Annotated in this window: 19 protein-coding genes; 8 read left to right on the plus strand and 11 right to left on the minus strand. The window is 68.3% G+C overall.

All coding sequences use genetic code 11. The features are described 5' to 3' along the window. Positions 1-238: 238 nt before the first annotated feature. Genes H074_RS02555 through nhaA form a run of 4 tightly spaced genes read right to left on the minus strand, consistent with a single transcriptional unit; the run spans position 239 to position 3,338 of the window. Positions 239-649, minus strand: coding sequence for a DnaJ family domain-containing protein (locus H074_RS02555; RefSeq protein ID WP_007028452.1), 411 nt, complete (start codon positions 647-649; stop codon positions 239-241). Beyond that, on the minus strand, positions 646-1,569 hold the full coding sequence (locus H074_RS02560) for an alpha/beta fold hydrolase (protein ID WP_007028453.1): 924 nt from the start codon (positions 1,567-1,569) through the stop codon (positions 646-648). The genes H074_RS02555 and H074_RS02560 overlap by 4 nt, the downstream gene beginning before the upstream one ends. A gap of 14 nt (positions 1,570-1,583) precedes the next feature. Beyond that, positions 1,584-2,087: a phage holin family protein gene (locus H074_RS02565; RefSeq protein WP_007028454.1), complete on the minus strand. Its 504-nt coding sequence runs from the start codon at positions 2,085-2,087 to the stop codon at positions 1,584-1,586. A 51-nt stretch (positions 2,088-2,138) separates the two neighbouring features. Continuing rightward, entirely contained in the window at positions 2,139-3,338 is a 1,200-nt protein-coding gene (nhaA, locus tag H074_RS02570) for a Na+/H+ antiporter NhaA (RefSeq protein ID WP_007028455.1), read from the minus strand. Between the two features lie 207 nt (positions 3,339-3,545). Between nhaA and H074_RS02575 the strand changes: the two genes are divergently transcribed. Then, entirely contained in the window at positions 3,546-5,006 is a 1,461-nt protein-coding gene (locus H074_RS02575; RefSeq protein ID WP_007028456.1) for a peptide MFS transporter, read from the plus strand. A 171-nt stretch (positions 5,007-5,177) separates the two neighbouring features. Here H074_RS02575 and H074_RS02580 read toward each other — a convergent pair whose 3' ends face one another. Both H074_RS02580 and H074_RS02585 read right to left on the minus strand, forming a co-directional pair. Continuing rightward, positions 5,178-5,897 (minus strand): VIT1/CCC1 transporter family protein, encoded by a 720-nt coding sequence (locus H074_RS02580; RefSeq protein ID WP_039921313.1) that lies wholly within the window; start codon positions 5,895-5,897, stop codon positions 5,178-5,180. A gap of 83 nt (positions 5,898-5,980) precedes the next feature. Then, positions 5,981-6,661, minus strand: a complete 681-nt coding sequence (locus H074_RS02585; RefSeq protein ID WP_007028458.1) for a DUF2848 domain-containing protein — start codon at positions 6,659-6,661, stop codon at positions 5,981-5,983. 108 nt (positions 6,662-6,769) lie between these two features. Here H074_RS02585 and H074_RS02590 point away from each other — a divergent pair, with 108 nt between their 5' ends. Together H074_RS02590 and H074_RS02595 are read left to right on the plus strand one after the other, a co-directional pair. Further along, positions 6,770-8,074: an MFS transporter gene (locus H074_RS02590; RefSeq protein WP_007028459.1), complete on the plus strand. Its 1,305-nt coding sequence runs from the start codon at positions 6,770-6,772 to the stop codon at positions 8,072-8,074. Continuing rightward, a complete protein-coding gene (locus tag H074_RS02595; RefSeq protein WP_007028460.1) occupies positions 8,071-8,406 on the plus strand; it encodes a cupin domain-containing protein in 336 nt (111 codons plus the stop codon). The genes H074_RS02590 and H074_RS02595 overlap by 4 nt, the downstream gene beginning before the upstream one ends. Positions 8,407-8,464: 58 nt before the next feature. Here H074_RS02595 and H074_RS02600 read toward each other — a convergent pair whose 3' ends face one another. The 3 genes from H074_RS02600 to H074_RS02610 form a co-directional block, all read right to left on the minus strand. After that, a complete protein-coding gene (locus tag H074_RS02600; RefSeq protein WP_039921358.1) occupies positions 8,465-8,950 on the minus strand; it encodes a DUF6319 family protein in 486 nt (161 codons plus the stop codon). 165 nt (positions 8,951-9,115) lie between these two features. Continuing rightward, positions 9,116-11,086: an acetate--CoA ligase gene (gene acs / locus H074_RS02605; RefSeq protein WP_007028462.1), complete on the minus strand. Its 1,971-nt coding sequence runs from the start codon at positions 11,084-11,086 to the stop codon at positions 9,116-9,118. 100 nt (positions 11,087-11,186) lie between these two features. Continuing rightward, complete coding sequence (locus H074_RS02610) at positions 11,187-11,765, minus strand: GNAT family N-acetyltransferase (RefSeq protein WP_007028463.1); 579 nt, start codon at positions 11,763-11,765, stop codon at positions 11,187-11,189. A gap of 115 nt (positions 11,766-11,880) precedes the next feature. Between H074_RS02610 and H074_RS02615 the strand changes: the two genes are divergently transcribed. The 5 genes from H074_RS02615 (at position 11,881) to H074_RS02635 (ending at position 17,204) form a co-directional block, all read left to right on the plus strand. Then, complete coding sequence (locus H074_RS02615; RefSeq protein WP_007028464.1) at positions 11,881-12,378, plus strand: phosphoribosyltransferase; 498 nt, start codon at positions 11,881-11,883, stop codon at positions 12,376-12,378. Beyond that, positions 12,375-13,106 carry a Fic family protein gene (locus tag H074_RS02620; protein WP_007028465.1) on the plus strand — a complete coding sequence of 244 codons (732 nt, stop codon included), beginning with the start codon at positions 12,375-12,377 and terminating at the stop codon, positions 13,104-13,106. The genes H074_RS02615 and H074_RS02620 overlap by 4 nt, the downstream gene beginning before the upstream one ends. 158 nt (positions 13,107-13,264) lie before the next feature. After that, positions 13,265-14,023: a 3-hydroxybutyrate dehydrogenase gene (locus H074_RS02625; RefSeq protein WP_007028466.1), complete on the plus strand. Its 759-nt coding sequence runs from the start codon at positions 13,265-13,267 to the stop codon at positions 14,021-14,023. Between the two features lie 23 nt (positions 14,024-14,046). Further along, positions 14,047-15,363, plus strand: a complete 1,317-nt coding sequence (locus tag H074_RS02630) for an MFS transporter (protein ID WP_007028467.1) — start codon at positions 14,047-14,049, stop codon at positions 15,361-15,363. Beyond that, positions 15,360-17,204, plus strand: a complete 1,845-nt coding sequence (locus H074_RS02635) for a helix-turn-helix domain-containing protein (protein ID WP_039921315.1) — start codon at positions 15,360-15,362, stop codon at positions 17,202-17,204. The genes H074_RS02630 and H074_RS02635 overlap by 4 nt, the downstream gene beginning before the upstream one ends. Here H074_RS02635 and H074_RS02640 read toward each other — a convergent pair. Next, the gene (locus H074_RS02640) at positions 17,182-17,766 is read right to left on the minus strand and encodes a nitroreductase family protein (RefSeq protein ID WP_039921318.1); all 585 of its coding nucleotides are present in this window, start codon (positions 17,764-17,766) and stop codon (positions 17,182-17,184) included. The genes H074_RS02635 and H074_RS02640 overlap by 23 nt on opposite strands. Before the next feature lie 4 nt (positions 17,767-17,770). Further along, on the minus strand, positions 17,771-19,045 hold the full coding sequence (locus tag H074_RS02645; protein ID WP_007028470.1) for an alpha/beta hydrolase family protein: 1,275 nt from the start codon (positions 19,043-19,045) through the stop codon (positions 17,771-17,773). Positions 19,046-19,075: the final 30 nt, after the last annotated feature.

Genomic DNA, 19,075 nt, shown 5'->3' on the forward strand with positions numbered 1-19,075 from the left:
ACCCGGAGGCCCTCCCTCACACCAAGATCATCCGATCACGTGTCGCCCGTACCCAACCTCCATGGTCAGTACAACTAGGGCGTGTTTCATAAGCCAAGTTCGCGGTCTTCGCGCCCAGGTGGTCCCTGACGACACGGGCGGATGCGGCCGAGTACGACCCGGTACGAGGCCGATCCGCCCGCACCGTCAGGGACCACCTGGATCACGAAGCCCATCGAACAGACTTATGAAACACGCCCTAGCGCGACCGGCCTTCACGCCACGAAGCGACGGTCTCCTCCACGTCCAGCGGCCGTGCCCGCAGCACCGGACCGCCCGCCGGACGCCGGTGCTCGGCGCGGATCCGTTCGTTCAGGTCCTCGACGATCTCCCGTACCCGAGCCTCCCGGCGCACGCGGGCCAGCGTGTCCGGCAGGTCGTCGAGTTCCTTCGCGATCGCTAGTGACGGCGGCAGCAGCGCCGAAACGTCGTGTCCCTCGGCGCGGACCTTGTTCACCACCCAGGCGAGCGCCGTGTCCTTGCCGTCGGTCTTCGGCAGCGGTTTCCCCGAGCCGGGGAGGTCGTCGAACTCGCCCTTCGCCTCCGCGGCCCTGACCTGCCTGTCCACCCAGGACTCGAACGACACGCCCGTCGGTTTGCGCTCGGTCATGCTTCCAAGATACGGAAGAAGTCCAGCAGCGCGGCCGACGTGCGCTCCGGGGCCTCCAGATGCGGGAAGTGCCCGATGCCGGGCCAGCGGTCGAGACGTGCGTCCGGCGCCCAGCGCCGCGACGCCGCCGCGGTGTCGGGCAGGACGCACCGGTCCTCCTCGCCGTGCAGTTGCAATACACGGGGAGCGAAGCGGCCTCGCAGCGCTTCGCTGAACCGGCGTCCTTCGCCGCGGAACTGCGCACGGAACGCCCATCGGTAGTACTCGAGCGCGCTGTGCGGCACTCCCGGCACGAGCATCGCCTGGCGGAACGCCCGCACGGTGTCGGCGAAGTCCGGAGTGTTCGTCCACTGTGGACCGGACCAGCTGCGGAACAACTCCTCGACGGCGATCGCGTCATCCTTGACCAGCCATTTTTCCGGCGCCATCGGCACCTGGAAGCGGAACAGATGTCCAGAAGCGCGCAGCTGTCCCGGCCGCCGGACGGCCCGGCGCAACGCCAGCGGATGCGCGCCGCCCAGCACGCTGACCGACGAGACCAGCCGCGGGTGCAGCGCGCCGACCGTCCACGCGAGCATGCCGCCCCAGGCATGTCCGACGAGATGGGCCTTGCGGGCGCCGAGCGACTTGATCAGCCCGCCGACGTCGCCCGCGAGGGTCCAGGCGTCGTAGCCGCGTGGGGGTTTGTCGGAGTCGCCGTAGCCGCGCAGATCGACCGCGACCGCGCGGAAACCGGCGTCGGCGAGCGCGGTCAGCTGGTGGTGCCAGGTCCACCAGAACTCGGCGAACCCGTGCAGCAGTAGGACCATCGGCCCTTCGCCGAGTTCGGCGACATGCAGCCGGATGCCGTTCGCGGAGACGTCACGATGGGTCCACGGACCGTCGATCCGGACGATCGACGGGTCCGGTGTCGCCTGCACCGACTCGAAGACCGTCAGTCGCGGTCCGCGGGCGTGTCGTCTTCGGCGCTGTGCCGCGGTTTGAACGCGGCGGCGGTGTCCTTGAAGCTGTTGATCGTGCGCTCCGGCGCCTTGATCTTCTTCACCTTGCGGTAGCCGAGGAAGCCCGCGACCGCCGTCGAGACGAGCATCAGCCCGAACACGATCAGGAACGCCGCCCAGCGCTGCAGGAACTCCGACAGCAGCTCGCCGAGGAAGAAAAAGAAGAAGAACGAGCTGTACAGCCCGATGACCAGCGCGACCAGGAAGAAGATGGCGCCTTTGAGGCCCTTCTTCGCTTCCGCGACGACCTCGGATTTGGCCAGCTCGACCTCGGCGCGGATCAGCGTCGAGACGTGCTGTGTGGCATCGCCGACGAGTTTCCCGAGGGACTGCTCGCTCGCTACCACGTCGTCATCGCTCGACAGGGGGAGGTAGGGCACGGCCCCCACGCCGTCGGGGCCGGTACGTTCGTGCTTGGGGCTGCTCACACCGGTCATCGTGCCACGTGCCCCGATCCCGGGCGCGGCGGACCGGCAAGTGTCGCTTACTCAATCCTCCCGCGCGTGCACGCGGTTGCGGTGGAACAGGAGGGCGGCACCCGCCAGAGAGGCGACGGCGGAAGCGATCAGCACCGCGGCCTTCGCCAGTTCGACGGCTTCCCCGTCGAGCGCGAGATCGGCGATCAGCAGGCTCACGGTGAACCCGACACCGCCGAGCATCGACAGCGCGCCGATGTCCCGCCAGCCCATGTCCCGGGGTTTCTCCGCGAGTTTGAACTTCACCGCGAGCAGGGCGGCGCCGAAGATCCCGACCAGTTTCCCGCCGACCAGCCCGATCAGCACGGCCAGCGGCAGCGCCGTGGTGAACACCGCGCCGAGCGACTCGCCGTCCACCTTGATCCCGGCCGCGAACAGCGCGAACAACGGCACCGCGACCGCGGCCGACCACGGCTGCAACCGGTGTTCGAGACGGATCGCGGGCGCGTGCTCCTCTCCCTCGTCGGCGCGGACGCGGGTGAGCAGGCCGAGCGCGACGCCGGCGATGGTGGCGTGGATGCCGGCCGAGTGCACCGCCACCCAGGTGATCAAGGCCAGCGGCACGTAGATCCAAGCGCTGCGGACGCGACGGTGCTGCAGGTAGGCGTACAGCGCGAGAGCGACGACGGCGACGCCCGCGGCGACGAGGTCGAACTTCGCGGTGAACAGGATCGCGATGACGAGGATCGCGCCGAGGTCGTCGACCACCGCGAGCGAGAGCAGGAAGACCCTGGCGCTGCTCGGCAGGTTCGACGCGGTCAGGGCGAGGACGCCCAGAGCGAACGCGATGTCCGTGGCGACGGGGATGGCCCAGGCGCGTTCGATGCCCGGCGTTCCCCAGCCGACGGAAAGCGCGACCAGTGCCGGGACGATCATGCCGCCGATCGCGGCGGCCACCGGCAGGATCGCCTGCTTGAACCGGGAGAGTTCACCGACCACGAGTTCGCGTTTGAGTTCGAGTCCCGCGACGAAGAAGAACAACGCGAGCAGGCCGTCCTTCGCCCAGTCGCCGATCGTCAGATTCAGGTGGAGGAATTCGGGGCCGAGCCGGAAATCGCGGATCGCGCGGTAAATGTCGTCAAAGGGCGAATTCGCCCACAGGAGTGCGATCGCGGTGGCACCGAGCAGGATCAACCCGCCGGTGGTTTCCGTACGGAGATAGCGGGCGAAATCCGCGACGACGGCTTTCGCGGGGCGATTGGGGCCGGACAAGGCATCCTCCGGTTTTCGGCGACGACGAATACTGTTGCCGACCAGGCTTCCCGGCGCACCTTGACTCGATTTTAATGCCTGGAGCTGCGGAAATCTCGCGTTCATGACGGCTGCCACAAGATCATCCGGACGTCGGTGTCCCGTCCACATGGTGGGCTTCTAGCATGTCAACTGAAAACCGACAACGATGTCTTCGATAAGGACGGCATGGTGAGTACCTCTACCGAGGTCCAGCAAGACACGAGGTTCTTCGGGCACCCACGAGGGCTGGCGAACCTCTTCGGCGTCGAGATGTGGGAGCGTTTCTCGTACTACGGGATGCTCGGCATCCTCCCCATCTACCTCTACTACGAAGTCAGTCAGGGTGGCCTCGCGCTGCCGAAGGCCTCCGCGCTCGGCATCGTCGGCGCGTACGGCGGCATGGTCTACCTGTCGGCCGTGATCGGGGCCTGGGTCGCGGACCGCGTGCTCGGCTCCGAACGGACGCTGTTCTACAGCGCGATCCTGATCATGATCGGCCACATCAGCCTCGCCGTGCTTCCGGGACTGGCGGGCATCGGCGTCGGTCTCGTGTGCGTGGCCGTCGGCAGTGGCGGGCTGAAGTCCAACGCCACGGCCATCGTCGGGACGCTGTACGCGGAAGGCGACGAGCGCCGCGACGGCGGTTTCACCATCTTCTACATGGGCGTGAACATCGGTGGCTTCGTCGGGCCGCTGCTGACCGGGCTCGCGCAGAGCGAGATCGGCTTCCACGTCGGCTTCGGGCTCGCCGCGTTCGGTATGGCGCTCGGCCTGACCCAGTACACGATCGGCCGCAAGAACCTCGGCGAGAAGGCGAGCGAGATCCCCAACCCGCTGCCCGCTTCGCGGCGCCCGATGGTCTTCGGCGGCACCGCGGTGGGCGTCGCGGCGATCGTGCTGCTCGTGGTCTTCGGCGTGATCAACCCGGGGAACCTGGTCGACGTCGTCGTCTGGGCCGTCGCGGTCATCTCGGTGATCTACTTCGTCGTGATCATCGGCAGCAAGAAGATCACCCCCGACGAACGCAGCCGGGTGTACTCGTTCATCCCCATGTTCATCGCGAGCGCGGCGTTCTTCTCGCTGTACCAGCAGCAGTTCACCGTCGTCGCGGCCTACACCGACGAACGCCTGAACCGGACGATCTTCGGCTGGGAGATGCCGGTGGCGTGGGTCAACTCGATCAACCCGGTGTTCATCATCCTGTTCGCGCCGGTGATCGCCGCGATCTGGACGAAACTCGGCTCGCGGCAGCCGTCGTCGCCGATCAAGTTCGTGCTCGGCACGGTCACCATGGGCGTGGCGTTCCTGCTGTTCCTCCCGATGGTCGGCAGCGGCAAGAACGCCAGCCCGCTGCTCGCGCTGGCCGGCATCCTGTTCGTGTTCACCATGGCGGAACTGATGCTTTCGCCTGTCGGCCTCTCGCTGTCGACCAAACTCGCGCCGGAGGCGTTCCGGACGCAGATGGTGGCGCTGAACTTCCTGTCCATCTCGCTCGGTACGGCGATGTCCGGGAAGCTCGCCGAGTACTACACGGTGGACGACGAAGCGCCGTACTTCAGCATCGTCGGCGGTGCGGCCATCGTGGTCGGTGTGGCGCTCCTGGTGGCGGCGCCGATGATCCGCAAGCTGATGAAGGGCGTCCACTAGACGCTCTTCTTCCCGCGCCGACGGGTGACCCCCGGAGGTGCTGAAAGGGCCCTTCACCGCTCCATCCATGCCCCGCCGCCGCCCTCAACGGAGGCGCTGCGCGCCCGGCCTGGATTCCAGCGGTGAAGGGCCCTTTCGCTGCGTCAGACGCGGGGAAAGTCCCCTTCGGCCCTACGCGACGCTCGTCCCGAACAGCACGCCGACGTAGTAGGTCACCAGCATGGTCAGTGCGCCGACACCGACGTTCCGCGCGATCGCGCGGCCGACGCGGGCATCACCGAGTTTCGCGCTGATGAACCCGGTCAGCGCCAGCCCGACCACGACCGCCGACGCGCACGCCCAGACCCGCGCCGAGGTCGACGTCCACACGATCGACAGCAGCGGCAGCAGCGCGCCGACGGTGAACGCCACCAGTGAGGCCCACGCCGCCTGCCACGGACTGGTCAGATTGTCCGGATCGATACCAAGTTCGGCCTCGGCGTGCGCCTGCAGCGCGTCCTTTTCGGTCAGTTCGCGGGCGACCTGTGCGGCGAGTTCCGGGGAAAGGCCCTTCTCCTCGTAGATTTCCGCGAGTTCCCGTTCTTCGGCTTCCGGCATCTCCTTCAGTTCGCGCTTTTCCAGGCGCAACTGTGCGCGTTCGGTGTCGCGCTGCGTGCTCACGGAGACGTATTCGCCGCCCGCCATCGAAAGCGCGCCTGCGACGAGGCCCGCGATTCCCGCGGTGGCGATCGCGGTGGAGTCGGTGGTCGCACCCGCGACGCCGACCACGATGCCCGCCACCGACACGATCCCGTCGTTCGCGCCGAGTACCCCGGCGCGCAGCCAGTTCAGTTTGCCGCCCAGATCCGCGTGCGGTTCGTGGGGATGTCCGGTCGATACCGTCTCGGTCACCGTTTCAGTGAAACACAAACCTAAGTCCTCGTGAGTGGTAAAGACGGTTCTAACCGCCTTTACCACTCACGAGGCGAACTGCTTCAGCCGATCGGTTCGGGCAGCCGCCGCACGGTGTAGGCGAGTTCGATCGTCTCGCCGGTCGCCGGGTCGCCCAGTTCCACGCGCCAGGAATCGGCGAACTGGTCGACGCCGTGCACCATCGGGATCGTCCCCGAGATCAGCACGGTGCCCGGAGCGTGCAGGCCGCGCTCGCGCAGTACGTCCAGCCAGTACGACGGCGGCAGCAGCTCCGCGAGTTTTCCTTGCTGGATCAGGGTTTCGCCGGCCCAGGCGGACAGCGTGAGGTCGTCGAGCCGATCCTGGACGTCGACGAGACGCCAGGCCTTGGCGGCGAGGACGTCGGGACCGGCGTTCTTGCTCCACGCGACGCCGTGCGCTTCGAGCGCGCGGTCGGTGTGGTCGCAGGCGGCGGTCAGGAGGACGTCCTCCGGCGCGGGGCCGGTGATGACGATGGCCCATTCGGCCTCGCCGGAGGTCCGCTCGTGCTGCACCGGGACCTCGTCGGTCTGGCTCGCCAGGTACGGCGCGACCGGATAGAGCGCCGGGATCACCGAAGGCGCGGGGACGCCGAGTTCGGCCAGTTCGGCCACGTGGGCGGCGACGTCCTCCTGGCTGCGACCGGCGTATCCGGCGTTCAGCAGCGTGCGGACCTCGGTCCGCCGCTCCTGGCCGTCGGGAAGGGTGAAACGCAGCTCAGGCATCGGTCCTCCGAGATTGGGGGTTGCGCATACAGCTTGTATACAAGGAGTATATCCGCAATTCAACCCCTCCCGGCGGGGTTGCGGACCAGCTACGGACGGGATGTGGACATGACCTCACCAGCCGGTGACCGGCGCTCGCTGCACAAGGCCTTCGCGGCCAGCCTCTCGGGAACAGCGCTCGAGTGGTACGACTTCGCGGCCTACTCGGTGGCGGCCGCGACGATCTTCGGGCACCTCTTCTTTCCCTCGGAAGACCAGCTCGCGAGCACGATGGCGGCGTTCTCCACGTACGCCGTCGGCTACCTGGCGCGGCCGCTCGGCGGGTTCCTGTTCGGCCGCCTCGGCGACGTGCTCGGCCGCAAGCGCATCCTGGTCATGACGCTCGTGCTCACCGGGGTGGCGACGTTCCTCATCGGTGTCCTGCCCACGTACGAGACCATCGGCGGCTTCGCGGCGGTGCTGCTCGTGGCGCTGCGATTCGCGCAGGGTGTCGGCATCGGCGGCGAATGGGGTGGCGCCGTCCTGTTGTCGAGTGAGTTCGGCGATCCGGGCAAACGCGGTTTCTGGGCGTCGGCCGCGCAGATCGGCCCGCCCGCGGGCAACCTGCTCGCCAACGGTGTCCTCGCCGTCCTGGCCGCGCTGCTCACCGAGGACCAGTTCAACAGCTGGGGCTGGCGGATCGCGTTCCTGCTTTCGGGCGCGCTGGTCGGTTTCGGTCTGTGGATCCGGCTCAAGCTGGAAGAGACACCGGTCTTCAAGCAGATCCAGGAGCGCGGCGAACGTCCGTCGGCGCCGATCTCCGAGGTCTTCCGCACCGAACGCCGCGCGCTGGCCGCGGCCGTGCTGATCCGCGTCTGCCCGGACGTGCTGTACGCGCTGTTCACCGTCTTCGTCCTCACCTACGTCACCACGCACACCGACCTCTCGCGCGGCGCCGGGCTGGCCGCGGTGATGATCGGTTCGGCGTTCCAGCTGGTGCTGATGCCGGCGTTCGGCGCGCTTTCGGACCGCGTCTCGCGGCGCAAGATGTACCTGGTCGCGACCATCGCCGCCGGGATCTGGCCGTTCGTGTTCTTCCCGATGGTCAGCGGCGGTTCGTTCGTCATGCTGGTGACCGGCATCGTGCTCGCGCTCGTCATCCACGCCGCGCTCTACGGGCCGCAGGCCGCGCTCGTCACCGAGCAGTTCTCGCCGCGCCTGCGCTACACCGGCAGCTCGCTGGCGTACACCCTCGCCGGTGTCATCGGCGGGGCGCCCGCGCCGTTGCTGCTGACGGCGTTGCTCGCCGGCTACGGCACCTGGGTCGCGATCGGCGTCTACCTGCTCGCGACCGCGGTGGTGACCATCATCGGTGTCGTGCTCGCCCGCGACCCGGACCGCGAGGAGGCGGCGGCCATGGAGCCCGTGCGATGACCTGGACGGCGATGTCCACAGTGGAGGGTCTGCCGCTGATCGGCGGGCAGGGCCGGTTCAGGACGCTCGCCACGGCGGAAGGCGGACTGGCGTACGAGATCTTCTATCCGGCGGGCGTCGCTTCTCCCGTGCACGGCCACGATCACGACAGCATCGTGTACCTGATTTCGGGTTCGCTGCGCGGCACACTCGACGGCCGGGAAGTGTCGCTGGAGGCGGGCGGCACGATCGTCCATCCCCGCGGTGTCCCGCACAGTGTCGAGGCCATTGTGGACAGTCAGTGGGTCGAGTTCAAGACGCCGCTGCCCGCGCGGCCGCCGATCGGCGGGTGAAAAGAAACCGGGGCGGACACTGAAGGTTCCAGCGTCCGCCCCGGTCGGGAGGAAAGTCTCAGGCGTCCAGCTCGGCCAGCGCCAGCTTCGCCTTCTCCAGCTCCGCTTCGAGCTGGGCCACCTTCGCGGCCTGCAGCTCGCGGGCGGCGTTGATGACCTCGTCGATCGGGCCCGACAGGTCCGCGTGCAGTTCCTTGGCGGCGCGGGACACGGCGGCGGCCGGGATCTCCAGGCCCTTCGCGACCCACTTGGTGCCGTTCTTGAGCTCGGCCTGCCACTCGCCGTCGGCGGTGCCGGTGACCGTGAGGGTCAGCTCGACGGTGCGGGTCTTCTTCGCAGTCGTGGCGACCTTCGGACGGCCACGCTTGGGCTTGGGGGACTCCTCCGCTGCCTCTTCGGCAGGGGTCTCCGGGGTTTCCGGAGTCTCGGTCTTGGCCTCGGCCGGGGCTTCGGCCGTCTCCGCCTGCGGCGTCGAGTCGACGGGCGCTTCGGTAGCCGCTTCTTCGGACACGGCGTCAGTGCGTGTCAAGGCATCCACGGTCATCGTCGGTGTCGTCTCCTTGCCCGGGTATGGGGTGGTACCCGGCACATCATAGAACAGGCGTTCGAGTGAGGCGAACCGGGGTGTGGTAGGCGTGCCGGACGACATGAAGGAGTCTTTCATCGCAAAATCTGCGATGAAAGACTCCTTCATGTCAGGCGGGAGGGGTTACTCCTCGGACTTGCCGGACTTCAGGCCCGAAGAGATCAGGTCCATCACCGACGAGTCGGCCAGCGTGGTCACGTCACCGACCTGGCGGTTCTCGGCGACGTCGCGGAGCAGGCGGCGCATGATCTTGCCGGATCGCGTCTTCGGCAGTTCCTGCACGACCAGGATCTGCCGCGGCTTCGCGATCGGCCCGATCTCCTTGGCGACGTGGTTGCGCAGTTCCTGCACGGCCTCTTCGCCGCCGTCCACGGCGTTGCCGCGCAGGATGACGAACGCGACGATGCCCTGCCCGGTGGTCGGGTCGGTCGCGCCGACGACGGCGGCTTCGGCGACCGTCGGATGCGAGACCAGCGCGGACTCGACCTCGGTGGTCGAGATGCGGTGCCCGGACACGTTCATCACGTCGTCGACCCGGCCCAGCAGCCAGACGTCGCCGTCGGCGTCGTACTTCGCGCCGTCGCCGGCGAAGTAGAAGCCCTGGTCGGCGAAGCGGGACCAGTAGGTCTCACGGAAACGCTGCTCGTCGCCCCAGATGCCGCGCAGCATGCCCGGCCACGGCTTGTCGAGCACCAGGTACCCGCCGCCGCCCTTGCCGACCTCGACGCCCTGGTCGTCGACGACCTTCGCCGAGATGCCCGGCAGCGCCTTCTGCGCCGAGCCCGGCTTCGTGGAGGTGACACCCGGCAGCGGCGAGATCATGATCGCGCCGGTCTCGGTCTGCCACCACGTGTCGACGATCGGCGCCGAGTTCGCGCCGACGTTCTCGCGGTACCAGATCCACGCCTCGGGGTTGATCGGCTCGCCGACGCTGCCAAGCACGCGCAGCGAGGAGAGGTCGTACTTCGCCGGGATCTCGTTGCCCCACTTCATGAACGTGCGGATCAACGTGGGCGCGGTGTAGTAGATGGAGACCTTGTGCTGCTGGACGATCTCCCAGTGCCGGCCTTCGTGCGGGGTGTTCGGCGTGCCTTCGTAGACGACCTGCGTCGTCCGGTTCGCCAGCGGCCCGTACACGATGTACGTGTGCCCGGTGATCCAGCCGATGTCGGCGGTGCACCAGTAGACGTCTTCACCCGCCTTGTGATCGAAGACGTTGTGGTGCGTGTACGCGGCCTGGGTCAGGTATCCGCCGGAGGTGTGCAGGATGCCCTTCGGCTTCCCGGTGGTGCCGGAGGTGTAGAGGATGAAGAGCGGGTGCTCGGAGTCGAACGCCTGCGGTGTGTGGTCCGCGGACTGGCCGTCGACCAGTTCGTGCCACCAGATGTCACGGCCTTCGGTGATCGGCACCTCTTCGCCGGTACGGCGGACGACGATGACCTTCTCGACCGATTCGGCGCCTTCGAGCGCTTCGTCGACATTGGCCTTCATCGGGGCGGCCTTGCCGCGGCGGTACTGGCCGTCGGTGGTGATGACGATCCGTGCGGCCTGGTCGTCCACACGGGAACGCAGCGCTGTCGGGGAAAAACCACCGAAGACGACACTGTGCAGGACGCCGACGCGGGCGCACGCGAGCATCGCGACGATCGCTTCGGGCACCATCGGCATCTGGATGGCGACACGGTCGCCCGCGACGAGACCGAGGGACTCGAGGGCGTTCGCCGCCCGGGAGACCTCGTCCTTCAACTGCGCGTAGGTGATGTCACGGCTGTCGCCGGGCTCGCCGACCCAGTGGATGGCGACCTGATCGCCGTGCCCGTCGGCGACGTGGCGGTCGACGCAGTTGTACGCGACGTTCAGCTTCCCGCCCACGAACCACTTCGCGACCGGCGCATTGGTCCAGTCCAGTACCTGCGACCACTTCGTTTCCCAGTGCAGGCGCTCGGCCTGCTTGGCCCAGAACGCTTCCCGGTCTGCGTCGGCTTCGGCGTAGAAGTCGGCGGTGGCATTCGCTTGCGCGCTGAAAGCCTCACTCGGGGGGAAGGTCCTGCTCTCCGTGAGCAAATTGTCCAGCGCCGGCGACTGCTCGGTCATGGTGCGATGCCTCCTGTGATTCGCGTGTCTTCACGCCCGTTGGCACGCTATCGACGTTACGACGCGAAGTAAAAGGTTGCATCGTGGTTGCGCGCGGCATTCACACACTTGAGGACAAAGCGGTACGGACCGCCGGCCATTCTGGTCCGGTGAGGGAGTAGACGACGGTGTCGCGGATGGTTCCGTCGGGCCGCACGCGATGTGCGCGCAGTACCCCTTCCCGTTGCGCGCCGAGACGTTCGATCGCCTTCTGCGACTTGAGGTTGCGGATGTCGGTCTCCCACGCGACGCGGTTCGCGCCGAGGTCGTCGAAAGCGTGGCGCAGCAACAGGAGTTTCGACTCGCGGTTGAGCCCGGTCCGCTGCCATTCGGAACCGATCCAGGTGTAGCCGACGGAAATGATCTTGTGGCGCGCGTTCATCGCGTAGAACGACGTCGTGCCCGCGACCTCGCCGGTGCGTGCGTCGATCTGCGCCCAGGCGCGGCGATCGGTGTCGGCGAGGATGTCGTCGACCATGGCTTCGGCCGCGGCGAGATCCCGCGGTTGCCGGAGGCTGAGCCAGGTCCAGATCGCCGGGTCGGAGCCGGCTTCGAACAGGCCCTTCGCATGGTCGCGGGTGAGCGGTTCGAGGCGGACGCGTTCGCCGGTCAGGGTGGCGTGGGTGTTCCAGTCGTTCACGACCTCGACGCTACGGACGGCAATGGCCTTACCGGATATCCAGTTTCGAAGCATTCGAGAAGGCCACTGCGGCGTTGCCTATGCTCGCGGGAACGATCGACGAAGGCGAGGCGGCATGGCCGAGGAGCGGGAAGAGCTCACCTGGGAGTTGTTCGGGACGGCCAGCAGGGATCTGGCACAGGCCGTCGCCGACGACGGCTTCGAGCCGGACCTGATCCTGTCGATCGCGCGTGGCGGGCTGTTCGTCGCCGGCGCGCTCGGCTACGCGCTGGACGTGAAGAACCTGCACGTGATGAACGTCGAGTTCTACACCGGCGTCGATCAGCGTCTCGACCTGCCGGTCATGCTGCCGCCGGTGCCGAACGTCGTCGACCTGACGAAGAAGAAGGTGCTCGTCGCCGACGACGTCGCGGACACCGGCGCGACCTTGAAGCTGGTCCGCGACTTCTGCGCCGATCACGTCGCCGAGGTGCGCTGCGCGGTCGTCTACGAGAAGCCGCGCTCCGAGGTCAAATGCGAGTACGTCTGGAAGCACACGGACCGGTGGATCAACTTCCCGTGGTCGGTGCAGGCGCCCGTGGTGCGGCGCGCGGGCCAGGTGCTGGACGCGTGACGGATCCGCTGAAGCCGCTGCTGGACCTCGAAGGGGTCGCGGCGGCCGCGAAATCGGCGCAGGACGCGGTGTTCGCCGTCCACCGGCTGCCCGCCAACCTGCGTGGAGGCGCGGCCACGGCCGCCGAAGCGTCCGTGCGGTCGGCGCGGGCGTCGGCGGCGATCGAAGGCGCCGCGCCGGAACTGCCGGAGTCCGGTGAGGTGACCGATCCGGTGCTGGCGGGCGCGCTGCGGGTCGCGGAAGCGCTGGAGGGCCTGCTCCCGACATGGCGGCGTGCGCCGCTGCAGGCGTTGGCGCGCTTGCACGTTCTCGCCGCTTCGGACCTGGTGACGGATCTCGACGCGCTGGGGCGGCCGCGGTCGTCCGGTGACGTCGGGCCTCGGCTGGAGATGCTGGCGCAACTGGTCACCGGCGCGACATCGGTGCCGGGACCGGTGCTGACCGCTGTCGTGCACGGGGAACTGTTGGCGTTGAAGCCTTTCTGCTCCGCGGACGGTGTCGTCGCGAGGGCGGCGGCGCGGCTTTCGGCGGTGGCGACCGGGTTGGACCCGAAGGCGCTGACGGTGCCGGAGGTCGCGTACTTCCGGCGGGTGCCGAAGTACCTCGAAGCCGCTTCGGCCTTCAGCGCTGGAACTCCGGACGGCGTCCGGGCTTGGCTGCTCTTCTCGTGCGAGGCCTTCGAGGCCGGTGCTCGCGAGGCGAAGTCCATCTCGGACGCGGCAGGCTGACGCCCCGCAATTCGGCACCTGGTTGCGATGCTTGCGCGCGCAACCACTCGCAATCAGGTGCCGAATTGCGGGGTATGGCAACCGCACATGGGATCTTGCGCAGGTGTAGCGCGTAACCACATGGCCTAAGCGCCTGGCGCGACCTAACGTCGTCCGACATGAGTGGTGCGTATCACAGCGATCTGGCCGGTAAGTCCGCGCTGGTCACGGGCGCGGCGAGCGGAATCGGCCTGGCCTGCGCCGAAGCGCTCGCCGGGGCCGGGGCCAAGGTCCACCTCGTCGACATCGACGACGCCGTCGAGAAGGCGGCGGCCGACGTCAACGGCATCGCGCACGTCGTCGACCTCACCGACGCACAGGCCGTCGAGACCCTCCCGGCCGAGATCGACATCCTCGTCAACAACGCCGGTTTCCAGCACATCGCGCCGATCCACGAGTTCCCGCCGGAAACGTTCACCCGCGTCCAGGCGCTCATGGTCACCGCGCCGTTCCTGCTCATCCGCCGCGCGCTGCCGAGCATGTACGAACGCGGCTGGGGGCGCGTGGTCAACATGTCCAGCGTCCACGGCCTCCGCGCGAGCCCGTTCAAATCCGCGTACGTCACCGCGAAGCACGCGCTCGAAGGACTCTCCAAGGTCACCGCGCTCGAAGGCGCGGAACACGGTGTGACCAGCAACTGCGTCAACCCCGGCTACGTCCGGACGCCGCTGGTCACCGGCCAGCTCCAGGCGCAGGCCGAAGAACACGGGCTCGAACGCGACGCCGTCATCGAACAGGTCCTGCTGCGCCGTTCGGCGATCAAGCGGCTCATCGAACCCGCCGACGTCGCCGCGTGCGTGCTCTGGCTGTCCGGCGATCACGCCGCCCATGTCACCGGTACCTCGATTCCCCTCGACGGCGGCTGGACCGCCGCGTGAACCCCCAAGAAAGGACGTCTCCGGTGACCACGCAGAACCGTGGCTCGATCGCGAAGGTCGTCAGCGCCAGCCTGATCGGCACGACGATCGAGTGGTACGACTTCTTCCTCTACACCTCCGCCGCGGCGCTGGTGTTCGGCAAATTGTTCTTTCCCTCCAACGATCCGCTCACCGGCACGCTGCTCGCGTTCCTGACCTACGCGGTCGGCTTCCTCGCGCGGCCGATCGGTGGGCTGGTGTTCGGGCACTTCGGGGACCGCGTCGGCCGCAAGAAGCTCTTGGTGCTGAGCCTGCTGCTGATGGGCGGTTCGACCTGCGCGATGGGCATCCTCCCGACATACGCGGGAGTCGGTGTCCTGGCACCGATCCTGCTGACGCTGCTGCGGCTCGTGCAGGGTTTCGCGCTCGGCGGCGAATGGGGCGGCGCGGTGCTGATCGTCTCCGAACACGGCGACGACAAACGCCGCGGGTTCTGGGCGTCCTGGCCGCAATGCGGTGCTCCAGGCGGGAACCTGCTCGCGACAGCGGTCCTGGCGATCCTCGCCGCGACGCAGACCGATGAGGCGTTCCTCGGCTGGGGCTGGCGGATCCCGTTCCTGCTTTCCGGTGTCCTCGTGGTGATCGGGCTGTGGATCCGGCTCGCGGTCAGCGAATCGCCGGTGTTCCTCGCGGCGCGGAAGAACAACACGGCCACGCATGCCCCGGTCGTCGAGGTGTTCCGCGACAGCTGGCGCGCGGTACTGATCACGATCGGTTCGCGAATGGCGGAGAATGTTTCGTACTACGTGATCACCGCGTTCATTCTCGTCTACGTCACCACCGGGCTGAGCCTGCCGAAATCGGCGGGACTCAACGCGGTGCTGATCGGTTCGGCCGTACATTTCGTGACCATTCCCTTGTGGGGCATGCTTTCCGACCGCGTCGGCCGCCGCCCGGTCTACCTGTTCGGCGCGATCGGCATGGCGGTGTGGAGTTTCGTGTTCTTCGCGATGCTCGACACGAAGAATCCCGGTGTCATCATTCTCGCGGCGACCGTCGGACTGGTGCTGCACGGCGCGATGTACGGCCCGCAGGCAGCGTTCTTCTCCGAGCAGTTCCCGACGCGGGTCCGCTACACCGGCCTTTCGGTCGGCGGGCAGCTGTCGTCGATCGCGGCGGGGGCGGTGGCGCCGCTCATCGCGGTCGCGCTGTTCAAGGAGTTCGGCAGCACGGTCCCGGTCTCGCTCTACGTGGTCGCGATGTGCGCGCTGACGGTGATCGCCCTGCTCGCCGCCCGCGAGACCAAGGGCGAGTCGCTGCACTCCGAAGTTCTCACGGAGCGCGGTCACGTGTCAGCATGACCGTTGTGGACGGTGCGGAGACGGCGAGGGCTTTGCGCCGGCTGCTCGAACTGCTCGCCTCCGGGGCGGGCAGCGAGCAGCTGGCGCACGTCCCCGTCGATCCGAAGGCCACCGAGCTGGCGCTGCGGATCCGGGACACCGTCGCCGAGCACCGCCGGCGCGAGGCGGAGCTGGCCGCCTTGTTCGACACGGCCAGCGACCTCGCCCGGCTGGACGATCCGGACGCCGTCCTCCGGTCGATCGTGCGGCGGGCGCGGGCGTTGCTCGGCGTGGACGTCTCGTACCTCAGTCTCAAGAACGAGGCCGAAGGCAACACCTACGTCCGGGTCACCGACGGGTCGGTTTCCGCGCTGTTCCAGGACATCGTGCTGGGCATGGGCGAAGGTCTCGGCGGACTGGTCGCGCAGACCGCGCGGCCGTACGCGACGGCGGACTACTTCGACGACGAGCGGTTCCACCACACTTCGTCGATCGACACCGGGGTGCTCGACGAGGGGCTGACCGCGATCCTCGGGGTGCCGCTGGCGATCGGCAGCAACGTCATCGGGGTGCTGTTCGCCTCGGACCGGACGACGCGGGAGTTCAGCGCGGAAGAGGTCGCGCTGCTGTCGTCGCTGGCCGACCACGCGGCGATCGCGCTGGACAACGCGCATCTGCTCGACGAGACGCGCCGCGCGGTCGCCGAGCTGAACGACGCCAACGCGACGATCAGCGCGCACAACGACGCGATGCGCCGTGCCGAGGACGCGCACGACCGGCTGATGGATCTCGTGCTGCGAGGCGGCGATCTGGCCGAGGTCGCCGCCGCGGTCGCGGACGTGCTCGGCGGCGCCATCGCCGTCTATGACGCCGATGGAGTTGTCCTGGCCAGGACCGGTGGTGAGCTGAGTCTTTCGCGTGCCGCGGTTTCCGCGTCCAGGACGAGCGGGCGTGCGGTGTCCACTGAGGATGGTTGGCTGTGCGCGGTCCAGGCGGGGCAGGAGTTCCTCGGCAGCCTGGTACTCGGCGGCGGGCGGTCGCTCGGCGAGGCCGACCGGCGGCTGTTCGAGCGGGCGGGCGTGGTCACCGCGGTGCTGCTGATGCAACGGCGTTCCGTCGCGCGCGCCGAGGACGAAGTGCGCGGGGAGCTGTTGTCGGACCTGCTCACCGCGCCCGGCCGCAATCCCGCCGCGCTGCTGGCCCGAGGCCGACGCCTGGGGGTCGATTTATCGGCATCGCACGCGGTGCTGATCGCGCATTCCGACGACGTCTCCCGGCGACGGCTGGCCACGGCGGCCGTGCGGCACGCGGACCTCGTCGGTGTCCACGCCGACGAGGTCGTCCTTCTGGTCCGCGGCGCGGATCCCGGGGCGCTGGCGAGGTCCGTCGCCGCCGAACTGTCGTCCACAATGGATTCCCCGGTGACGGTGGGCGCGGCGGGTCCGGCGGCCTCCCCGCGGGAGCTGGCCGTGGCGCACGCCGAAGCCGCACGGTGCGTCGCGTCGCTGCTGGCTCTCGGGCGGGCGGGGGAAGGCGCGAGCATGGCCGATCTCGGGTTCGTCGGGCTGCTCCTCGGCGAGCACGCCGACCTCGGCGCGTACGTGACCGCCACGATCGGCCCGGTGCTCGACTACGACGAACGCCGCGGCACGGATCTGATCGGCACTCTCCGCGCGTATTTCGCCTGCGGCGGCAACTTGACGCGGGCGAAGGACCTGCTCCACGTGCACGTCAACACGGTCGTGCAACGGCTGGACCGCATCGCGTCACTGCTGGGCGAGCAGTGGCAGGCGCCCGAGCGCGCGCTGGAAATCCAGCTCGCGCTCAGGCTGCACCGCCTCACCAGTGACCGAAACGGATGACGTCGTCGAAGTCGCGACGAGCGATCTTGGTCGCCGAAGAACCGGGCGAAGGCCCCGGCTCGTCACCGTGTCCGAGCGCCACCACGCCGATCGGGTCGTGATCCTCCGGTACGCCGAACTCGCTGTGGAGCCGCTCCACGCTTTCCGGCGCGAGCCCGAAGAACACCGCGCCGAGATCCTCGTCGACGGCCGTCTGGAGGATCAGCAGCGTCGCCATCCCGGTGTCGACGTCCCAGTACGGCACACGCCACCACGAGTCGTCGCGATCGGCGACACCCTTGTCCGGCTTGGCATAGCGGTCGAGGTACGCGTTCTTGACCGAGAGCGGCACGATCGCGACGGGTGCCGCGGTCACGGTTTCCGGTGCCCAGCTCGCCCCGAACTCCCAGAATTTCGCGAGTTCTTCGCCGGTGAGGACGAGAAATCCTTGTCCCTGTGAAAAACCGGCCGAAGGGCCTTTCAGCGCGTTGCGCAGGATGCGCCGCAGGCTCTCCTCGGCGACGGGCTCGTCGGTGAACTTCCGGACCATGCGACGGCGTCGTACGACGTCCTGGAATTCCATCCGATCAGCTTAGTGCGCAAGTGGTCGCGAGGTCACCGCTCGCGCGTGGGATCGTCGCCGAAGCGGGCGGGCGGACGCCGTCGAGCCAGCCTTCGAGCGCGGTGAACGCCGTCCGGAAACACGGGCCGATGGGCCGCAGCTTGTCCGGGAACGCGTCGTACAGGCCGTCGACGTGGTTGCCGTCGACGATCCGGTAGTAGCGATGCAGGCCGGCGCGGCCCTGCCCGTCGACCATCTGCCGGTAGACGTCGGAATCGCGGGTGATCGGCAGCAGGGTGTCGAGGGTGCCGTGCAGGGTGATCAGCGGTTTGCCGATCCGGCCGGTCAGCGAGATCCGTTCGACCGCGCGGTGCACCGACGGCGGGCGAGTGGCGTAGTCGTAATCGGTCCCGGCGAAAGCCGGATCGAATTCGGCCTGGTAGATGCGCTGCGTCAGCACCCAGTAGACGTCGTTGTGGTATTGCCAGAGGAATTCCGAACCCGGCGCGAAACCGGCGTCGAGAATCTGCCGGTGGGCTCGCGCGGAGCCCGCGACGTAGGCGGGATAGGCCTTGATCGCGGGCGGCAGGAAGGTGAACAGGTTCGGGCCGTCTTCGTGCCAAAGCGTGCCCTCCCGGTCGATACCGCCGTCGTAGAGCCACGGCCGGTTCTCGAGCTGCCAGCGGACGAGGTAACCGCCGTTCGACATCCCTGCCGCGAGCGTGCGGCTCGGCAGGCTCCCGTAGCGGTGCGCGACGGCGGCCTTCGCGGCGATGGTCAGCTGCGTGACCCGCGAATTCCACTCGGCGATCGCGTCACCCGGGCGACGTCCGTCGGTGTGGAAATCGGCGCCGGTGTTGCCCTTGTCGGTCGCGGCGAACGCGTAACCGGCGGCGAGGACCTGGTCGCCGATCGCGCGATCGTTCGCGTACTGACGTCGCACACCGGGTGACCCCGAGACCACGAGGCCGCCGTTCCATCGATCGGGCAACCGCAGTACGAACTGCGAGTCGTGGTTCCAGCCGTGTGTCGTGTTGGCAGTCGAGGAGTCCGGGAAATAGCCGTCGATCTGGACGCCGGGAACGCCCTTGGGCGCGGGAATGCCTGCCGAGGTCAGCCCGGCCCAGTCGGCCTGGACCGTGTGGCCGGTGGCCAGGGTGCCGGTGGTGGTCAGACCGTCCAAACAGGACAGACGTTGTTTCGCGGCCCCGGGAACCCGTACGTTCGCGCATCCGCTCGCCGCCGCTTCGGCGGGCGAGACCAGGGCCAGCATCATCGCGAGGACCAGAATGAGCCGCATCGGACGACGGTAAGCGGGGGCTTCGTGCGA

It is taken from the genome of Amycolatopsis decaplanina DSM 44594, from assembly GCF_000342005.1.
GTDB lineage: Bacteria > Actinomycetota > Actinomycetes > Mycobacteriales > Pseudonocardiaceae > Amycolatopsis > Amycolatopsis decaplanina.